The organism is Microbacterium sp. ISL-103 (assembly GCF_018613995.1).
In the GTDB taxonomy this organism is placed as follows: Bacteria; Actinomycetota; Actinomycetes; order Actinomycetales; family Microbacteriaceae; genus Microbacterium.
The window spans coordinates 1-7,907 of the sequence record NZ_JAGGPD010000097.1 but is presented as its reverse complement, the minus strand read 5'-3'; the positions used below and the strand labels follow the sequence as shown (position 1 = coordinate 7,907).

At 68.6% G+C, this 7,907-nt stretch carries 9 protein-coding genes; all 9 read left to right on the top strand.

Annotated features, from left to right (window positions below; translation table 11 throughout):
* The coding region (locus tag J7E68_RS04350; RefSeq protein WP_215170191.1) for a flagellar biosynthetic protein FliR at positions 1-515 on the top strand (515 nt) is incomplete at its 5' end.
* A complete protein-coding gene (locus J7E68_RS04345; protein WP_215170189.1) occupies positions 512-1,615 on the top strand; it encodes an EscU/YscU/HrcU family type III secretion system export apparatus switch protein in 1,104 nt (367 codons plus the stop codon). The genes J7E68_RS04350 and J7E68_RS04345, both read left to right, overlap by 4 nt.
* Before the next feature lie 51 nt (positions 1,616-1,666).
* On the top strand, positions 1,667-3,733 hold the full coding sequence (locus tag J7E68_RS04340) for a flagellar biosynthesis protein FlhA (RefSeq protein WP_215170187.1): 2,067 nt from the start codon (positions 1,667-1,669) through the stop codon (positions 3,731-3,733).
* A gap of 86 nt (positions 3,734-3,819) precedes the next feature.
* Positions 3,820-4,068 (top strand): carbon storage regulator CsrA, encoded by a 249-nt coding sequence (csrA, locus tag J7E68_RS04335; RefSeq protein ID WP_215170185.1) that lies wholly within the window; start codon positions 3,820-3,822, stop codon positions 4,066-4,068.
* 122 nt (positions 4,069-4,190) lie between these two features.
* Entirely contained in the window at positions 4,191-4,673 is a 483-nt protein-coding gene (flgN, locus tag J7E68_RS04330) for a flagellar export chaperone FlgN (RefSeq protein ID WP_215170182.1), read from the top strand.
* Between the two features lie 5 nt (positions 4,674-4,678).
* Positions 4,679-6,085, top strand: a complete 1,407-nt coding sequence (gene flgK / locus J7E68_RS04325; RefSeq protein ID WP_215170180.1) for a flagellar hook-associated protein FlgK — start codon at positions 4,679-4,681, stop codon at positions 6,083-6,085.
* A 19-nt stretch (positions 6,086-6,104) separates the two neighbouring features.
* Positions 6,105-6,992: a flagellar hook-associated protein FlgL gene (flgL, locus tag J7E68_RS04320; RefSeq protein ID WP_215170178.1), complete on the top strand. Its 888-nt coding sequence runs from the start codon at positions 6,105-6,107 to the stop codon at positions 6,990-6,992.
* Positions 6,989-7,402 carry a flagellar assembly protein FliW gene (locus J7E68_RS04315; RefSeq protein ID WP_215170176.1) on the top strand — a complete coding sequence of 138 codons (414 nt, stop codon included), beginning with the start codon at positions 6,989-6,991 and terminating at the stop codon, positions 7,400-7,402. Before flgL ends, J7E68_RS04315 begins: the two co-directional genes overlap by 4 nt.
* 24 nt (positions 7,403-7,426) lie before the next feature.
* The coding region (locus J7E68_RS04310; protein WP_215170175.1) for a hypothetical protein at positions 7,427-7,907 on the top strand (481 nt) is incomplete at its 3' end.

Genomic DNA, 7,907 nt, shown 5'->3' with positions numbered 1-7,907 from the left:
CCCTCGTCATGGTCCTCTTCAGCGCGATCCAGGGGGCGGGGCACCTCGTCGACACGTTCGGCGGATTCCAGATGGCGCAGGCGTTCGACCCCGGCATGGCGATCAACGGCGCACAGTTCACCCGCCTGTTCCAGATGACCGCGATCCTGCTGCTCTTCGCATCCGACGGGTATCAGCTCGTGCTCGGCGGGCTGTTCCGCTCGTTCGACGCCGTGCCGGTGACCGGGATGATCGATCTCGCGAAGCCCGCCGAAGCGCTCGTCGGGGCCGCGGGGCAGATGATGCTCAGCGCCGTCCAGATCGCGGGGCCTCTGCTGATCGTGCTCTTCCTCGCCGACGTCGGTCTCGGGCTCGTCAGCCGCGTCGCCCCGGCGCTGAACGCCTTCGCGATGGGCTTCCCGATCAAGATCGGCCTCACGCTGCTGCTCGTCGGATTCGTCTACGCCGCTCTTCCGAGTGTGGTGGCCGTCATCGCCGAAGACGCGGCCAAGCTCCTGCTGGGGGTGACCGGATGAGCGAGACCGACAGCGGCGAACGCACCGAGAAGGCGACCGATCGTCGCCTCAAAGAGGCCCGCAAGAAGGGGCAGATCGGTCGCAGCCAGGACTTCACGGCCTGGGTGTGCATCGCGGCAGCCGCGGTCATGATGGTGCCGACCATCTCGTCGGGCACGCAGGTGCTCACCGAGCTGTTCCTGGCCGTCACCCCGGTGGCGAAGAACCCGACGGACGCTGCCGCGCTCGATGTGCTCGGCTCTGCCATCTCGTCGCTCGGGGGCATCATGCTGCCGATGCTCGTGGTGGTGCTGCTCGCCACCACGGCCACGGCGGTGGCGCAGGGCGGCATCCACCTGCGCGGTGTGACGATGCGCACCGAGCAGTTCAACATCGTGACCGGCCTCAAGCGGGTCTTCGGACAGCAGGCTCTCTGGGAGGGCGCCAAGGCCCTGCTCAAGACCGTCGCGATCGGGCTCGCCCTGTGGATCGTCGTGTCCGGCCTCGTGCCCGTGCTCATGGCGAGCGGCAGCCACAACATCACGTGGCTGCTCGAGCAGGCCGCCGGGGGAACGGTGGCGCTGCTGCAGGTCGCCGTCGCCGTGGGCATCCTGTTGGCCGCGATCGATGTGGCGGTGGTGATGCGCCGCAACCGCAAGCACACGCACATGACCAAGAACGAGGCGAAGGACGAGCACAAGAAGAGCGAGGGCGACCCGCTCGTGCGTTCTCAGCGGCGTTCCCGCCAGCTGGCCATGAGTCGCAACCGCATGATCGCGGCGGTGGGCGACAGCGACGTCGTGCTCGTCAACCCCACGCACGTCGCCGTGGCTCTGCGATACGAGCCCGGCAAGTCGGCCCCTCGGGTGGTGGCGAAGGGCGCGGGCATCGTCGCGCAGAAGATCCGCGAGAAGGCCGAAGAGGCCGGCGTGCCGATGATCAGGGACATCCCGCTGGCCCGCGCGGTGCACAGCGCCTGCGACATCGGCCGCGAGATCCCCGAAGAGCTCTACACGGCCGTGGCGCAGGTGCTCGCCTTCATCGAGCATCTCAAGCGCCGAGGGTCGGCCAGGGGCACCCACACCATGCCCTTCGCGAGCACCCGTGATCGCGGCCTCTGAGCTGCGACCCCCACAGATTCAGAACGACGAGAGAGAACGAAGGCGAGACGCATGATCGGTCAGCTGTTGTCCAAGGCGGCGGTGCCCGTCGGGGTGGTGGGCATCATCCTCCTGCTCATCGTGCCCATTCCCACGCCGCTCCTCGACGTGCTCATCGTGCTCAACATCACTTTCGCGCTGCTGATCCTGCTCACCGCGATGTTCGTGAAGAAGCCGCTCGACTTCTCGGTCTTCCCGAGCCTGTTGCTGGTGGCGACTCTCTTCCGCCTCGGACTCAACGTCGCCTCGACGCGTCTCGTCCTCAGCGAGGCCCACGCCGGTCAGGTCATCCAGGCGTTCGGAGAGATCACGATCAGCGGGTCGCTGGTCATCGGCGCCGTGATCTTCCTCATCCTCACGGTCATCCAGTTCGTCGTCGTCACCAAGGGCGCGGAGCGCGTCGCCGAGGTCGGCGCCAGGTTCACCCTCGACGCGATGCCGGGCAAGCAGATGGCGATCGACGCCGACCTGAACGCCGGACTCATCACCGACACCGAAGCGCGCAGGCGGCGAGCCGAGGTCGCCGCGGAAGCCGACTTCTACGGGGCGATGGACGGCGCGTCGAAGTTCGTCAAGGGCGACGCGATCGCCGGCATCGTCATCGTCGTCATCAACTTCGTCGGCGGCATCATCATCGGCATGGTGCAGCACGGCATGGAGATGGGCGAGGCTCTCGAGACCTACAGCATCCTGACCATCGGCGACGGTCTGGTCACGCAGATCCCCGCGCTGCTGATGGCGGTGTCCACCGGCATGATCGTCACGCGCGAGAACGCCGAGTCCGGGATGGGGCAGGCAGCGGGGCGCCAGCTGATGCAGTCCCGCAACGCGCTGGTGATCACGGGGCTCGCGGCCATCGCGATGGGATTCATCCCCGGGATGCCGCTGGTGGTGTTCCTGGCGATCGGCTGCGTGCTGCTGTTCGCCGCATCCCGCGTCAAGGCCAACGAGGATCGCGATGCCGCGCTCGAAGCCGATGCCCTCGAGCAGGAGGCCGTGGACGCGGCATCCGAGGGCCCGGACGAGCTGATGGATCGGATGCGCGTGCACGCCCTCGAGATCTCGCTCTCGCCCGACATCGTCGACCTCGCATCCGGGGGAGCGGGCGACCTCCTCACCCGGGTGAAGTCGCTTCGTCGCAAGCTCGCTCTCGACATCGGCATCCTGATGCCGCCGGTGCGCACGCGCGACAACATCGACCTTCCTGCGCAGACGTACGCGATCCTGATCGCCGGCGTCGAGGCCGGTCGCGGCTCGGTACCCCGGGGGCACGTGCTCGCGATCGGCACCGGGCTCGAGCAGCTGCCGGGCACCGCCGTCGTCGACCCGGTGTTCGGACTCGAGGGCAAGTGGGTTCCGGCCGAGATGTCGCACGCGGCCGACATGGCGGGTGCGACGGTGATCGACCGCGCGAGCGTGATCATCACCCACCTCTCCGACATCGTGCAGAGCCAGGCCGATCGGCTGCTCTCCCTCGAAGACGTGCGGCAGCTGACCGAGCACCTCAAGCAGTCGAGCCCCGCCACGGTCGAGGAGCTCACTCCGGCTGTGCTGTCGCTCGCCGGCATCCAGCGTGTGCTCGCAGGCCTCCTCGCCGAGAGGGTGCCGATCAACGACCTCGCCCGGATCTACGAGGCTCTGGCGCTGCGCGGCAAGACATCCACCGAGACCGCGGGACTGATCGATGCGGCCAGAGCCGCCCTCGGGCCGGCGATCGCCTCACGATTCGCCGAGGACGGCCGTATCCGGGTCGTCATGTTCGAGCCGATCCTCGAGCAGCAGATGCTCGAGGGCATGCGGGTCGTCGACGGCCATCCTCAGATCGTGCTGACCCCCGAGACGACGATGCAGGTGCTCGAGAATGTGCGGCGCACGGTCGCCGAACTCGAGCAGGCCGGTCCGGAGCCGGTGCTCGTGTGCGCACCGTCGCTGCGTCAGGCCGTGCGCCGGATGGTCTCGTCGCAGGTCAGCGGGCTCCCCGTGCTCTCGTACGACGAGGCGGCGGCGGGGGGACTCGCGACCGACGTCGTCGGCGTCGTGCGGATGACCCAGTCGGCGCTTCCGAGCGCCGCGGGATAGGTTCGTGTTCTGCTCATTTACGAGCTGAGTGCGATAGCTTTGTGTGCAGACGGGGCGACAGTGCCCGAGCCATGGAAGGCAGACGCATGCTGGTATTGACGAGACGCGCCAACGAGAGCATCGTGATCGGCGACGACATCACGGTCACGATCCTGGCGGTCACGCCCAGCGGCGTGCGAGTGGGCATCGATGCGCCCCGCGACAAGCGCATCAACCGCGCCGAGATCGTGATCGCCGTCACCGACGCCAACAGGGATGCGGCGCAGGCGTCGTCCGACGAGTCCGCCGAGTCGCTGCTTCTCGGGGCCCTCGGGCGACCAAGCACTGCACCCTGACATCTGTCAATGGGGAGTTCTCCCCATGCACCCCGAGTTACTGGTGCGCTCGATGTCGCGATAGTCCTGAATGTGACGGGCGATCCCGTCACGGAAACCGCGACATGACGAGGTGACCTATCGTGGCCGCTCACGACCTGAGCATGCAGCTGATGCGAGAGCGCGATCTGCTCGAGGTGCTGCTCTTCAAGCTGGACGAGCAGCAGATGCTGCTCGCGACCGGACGCAACCGCTGGATCCACCATGCGGCGAACGAGATCGAGCGCGTCCTCGCGGCGATGCCCACTGTGGCACTCTCTCGCGACACGCTGGTGATCTCGGTCGCAGACGAATGGGGTGTGCCCGAGGCGACGACGCTCCGCGAGCTGATCGACGCGGCGCCGACCGACGCGTGGCGTGAGGTCCTCTCCGGACACCTCGAGGCCATGGTCACGCTCGCCGACGAGATCGGCGAGATGAAGAAGGTCAACGAGCAGCGGCTGCGCACGGCCATCCGCGTCACGCAGGAGACCATCGCAGGCCTCGGGGTCCCGACGGGCGAGTACGACCCGCACGGCGATGTCGTCCGCGGGGGCGACGCCCGGCTGCTCGACACGAGGGTGTGACGGCCGTGTCCTCATTCGCCGCTCTCAGGCTCGCAGAATCCGCTCTCTCCGCAGCTCGCGCGGGCATGACCGTCACCGGCCAGAACATCGCGAACCAGACCACGACCGGATACACGCGTCAGCGCGTCGATCAGGCCTCCGTCTCGGCGCCGGGGCAGACCGGCCTCTGGCCTTCGGGACTCGGTGTCGGTGGCGGCGTGAACGTGACGGGCATCGCGCGCCTCGGAGACGACATCCTCGATGCGCGAGTGCGAGACGCGCTCTCGACCTCGGGATTCTGGTCGGCTCGCGCCACGGCGGCGGGTCGGGCGGAAGACGTGCTGGCCGAGCCGACCAAAGACGGTCTCGCGGCGAACCTGAATCGCTTCTGGTCGGGATGGTCCGACCTCGCCAACACTCCGGACCCCGCAGCCGCTCAGGTGGTGCTCACCGACGCGAATGTGCTGATCGGCCAGATCGCCGCGGGATACCAGACCATCGCCGGGCAGTGGGGCGACCTGCGTGGGCAGGTCGACAGCCAGATCGCCGACGTCAACGCGATCGCAGGCCAGGTGGCGACGCTGAACGGTCAGATCCGGGATGCTCTGCAGTCCGGCCGAAACGCCAACGAGCTCGTCGATCAGCGGAACGTGCTCGCGCAGCAGTTGTCCACCGCGGTCGGCGCGAAGGGCACCGTCGAGGCGGACGGCACACTCACGGTGCGCGTCGACGGCAATGCGCTCGTGTCGGCCGACAGCAGCCGCGCGCTCGTGGCGAGCGGCCCGCGTGACATCGCCGACGCCGGCCGCATCAGCGTGGCATGGGCCGATCGCCCCGGCGTCGCCGTGCCCATCACGGGCGGGTCGATCGGCGGCACGATCAGCGCGCTCGCCCCGGCATCCGACGGCGGCACCCTCGCGAGCGTCGCCGCGGCGTACAACGAGACGGCCACGAATCTGGCCACGGCGGTCAACGACATCCACCGCACCGGTGTCACCTCCTCAGGAGCGGCCGGTGGAGACTTCTTCGCGCTCGACGGCACCGCACCTGCGGCTCTGGGGCTCAGCGTGGTGCCCACCGGGCTCGATCAACTCGCTCTCGCCGCGCCGGGAGCCGGTGCGAAGGACACGACGATCGCCGGCCGCATCAGCGCTCTGGGGTCGTCGGCGACGGGGCCGAGCAAGACATGGTCGAGCTTCGTCACCGGGTTCGCCGTCGCCGTCGCCGGCGACCTGCAGCGCGCCGACATCGCCGACATGGGGGCCGTCGCCGCCGTCACCGCACAGCAGTCGAACGCATCCGTCGACGGCGATGAGGAGACGATCAACCTTCTGACCTACCAGACCGCCTATCAGGCCGCAGCTCGAGTGCTCACGGCCGTCGACGAGGCACTGGACCTGCTGATCAACCGCACAGGCCTCGTAGGCCGCTGACTCTGGGGAGAGCAACACAATGATCGGTCGCATCACGAGCAGCACCATGACGCAGCAGTCGCTGCGGACGCTGCAGACGAACCTCGCGGATCGCGAGCGCCTGCAGAACCAGGCCGCCTCTCAGCGCGCCTTCCGCTCGCCGAGCGACGACCCGGCCGCTGCCGCGACGACGCTCGGCGTGCACGGCGACCAGTCGCGCGTCGCGCAGTTCGCCCGCAACATCAGCGACGGCATGGCCTGGGTGACGACGGTCGACAGCGCACTCGGGGCGAGCACCGACCTGCTCAACCGTGCACGCGACCTCACCGCCCAGGGCGCGAACTCGGGGGCGCTGAGTCCCACCGCGCGCGAATCGATCGCCCAGGAACTCGAGTCGATCAGCGCCGAGCTGCTCGCCAAGGCGAACACGACGGTGCTCGGTCGCAGCGTCTTCGCCGGCACGAGCGATTCGGCAGGGGCGTTCGATCCCGTGACCTTCGCCTTCAACGGCAGCCCCGGAGAGGGTGTGCAGCGTCGCATCAGCGACAACGAGTCCGTCCGGGTGGACTTCGACGGGTCGCAGGCGTTCGGCGCCGGTGCGAACAGCGCGTTCGCCCTTCTCGCAGACATCGCCGCCGACCTTCGCAGCGGTGCCGAGGTCGGAGGCCGCCTCGCCGACATCGATGCGCGCCTGAAAGACGTCGTCGCCGCTCGCGGGGCCACAGGCGCCCGTCAGGTGCAGCTCGAGCGGGCCTCGTCGCAGAACCTGGCGACGTCGATCGATCTCGAGGCGCGCCGCGCCGAGGTCGAGAACGTCGACAGCCTCGAGGTTCTCGTGCACCTCCAGTCGGCCGGGCTCGTCTTCCAATCCGCGCTGCAGGTCACGGCGAAGTCCCTGCAGACCAACCTCCTGGAGTTCCTGCGATGACCGCCACCCGTGCCCAGGCCGCGCACACCGCCCAGTCCGCGAACACCGCTGTCGAGTTCGCGTCGCCGATGCCCGGCCTCAGCCCCTACACGGCATTCACGCTCGAGCAGATCGCCGGGGCCGAGGGGCTCTACGCGCTGCGTGCCGACGATGCCGATGTGCGGCTGTTCGTGCTCGATCCGCAGTCGGGGGAGTACGGCTACGAACCGAGCATCCCGGGTGACGTCCGAGCCGAGATCGGCGCCGCAGACGACTCCGTGATCCGGGTCTTCGTGGTGGCCAACCCTTCTGCCGAGGGCGTCTACATCAACCTGCGCGCCCCGATCGTGATCCATCGCGACACGGGACGCGCCGCGCAGGTCATCCTCGACGACCAGGCGTACCCGATCCGCGCGCTGCTCGGCAGCTGAGATCGACCGGACAGGAGAGCTGAAGTGGTCGATCTGAGATCCAAGATCCATGGCCCCGGTGCCACCCGGAGCGTGAATCTCGTCGTGATGGCCTACGACGAGCGTGTGGCGACGGATGCCGCGGGCGTGGTCACCACGCACTACCTCGATGCCCGGGTGCCCCCGGCCGACCGCCGCGCACCCGGCCAGGTGACGCTCGCCCTGGTGTCGAGGAAGGACGGCAGATCGACTTCGGGCCACGACAACTCGGCTCGGTACTCCGCCGAGCAGCTCGCCGTGATCCAGCAGGCGGCGGGCGACAACACCGCAGACCTGACCGACGCGTCGGGCGCGACGGTCGGGCGCATCTACGGTGTCAACGCCGATCTGCTGATCAACAGCGGTGAGGTGGTGCTCAATACGAAGACCCTGTCGGCCACCGACCTGTCAGTCGCCCCCGACGACGAGGGGCGAGACATCCGCTCGCGGATAAGCGCCTCCACGCGGTCCGCCCGTCGTGCACGCG

Bases quoted from the DNA above. Each gene is read 5' to 3' on its own strand.
- J7E68_RS04345 (WP_215170189.1), top strand. From the start codon at position 512: ATGAGCGAGACCGACAGCGGCGAACGCACCGAGAAGGCGACCGATCGT.
- J7E68_RS04340 (WP_215170187.1), top strand. From the start codon at position 1,667: ATGATCGGTCAGCTGTTGTCCAAGGCGGCGGTGCCCGTCGGGGTGGTG.
- csrA (WP_215170185.1), top strand. From the start codon at position 3,820: ATGCTGGTATTGACGAGACGCGCCAACGAGAGCATCGTGATCGGCGAC.
- flgL (WP_215170178.1), top strand. From the start codon at position 6,105: ATGATCGGTCGCATCACGAGCAGCACCATGACGCAGCAGTCGCTGCGG.
- J7E68_RS04315 (WP_215170176.1), top strand. From the start codon at position 6,989: ATGACCGCCACCCGTGCCCAGGCCGCGCACACCGCCCAGTCCGCGAAC.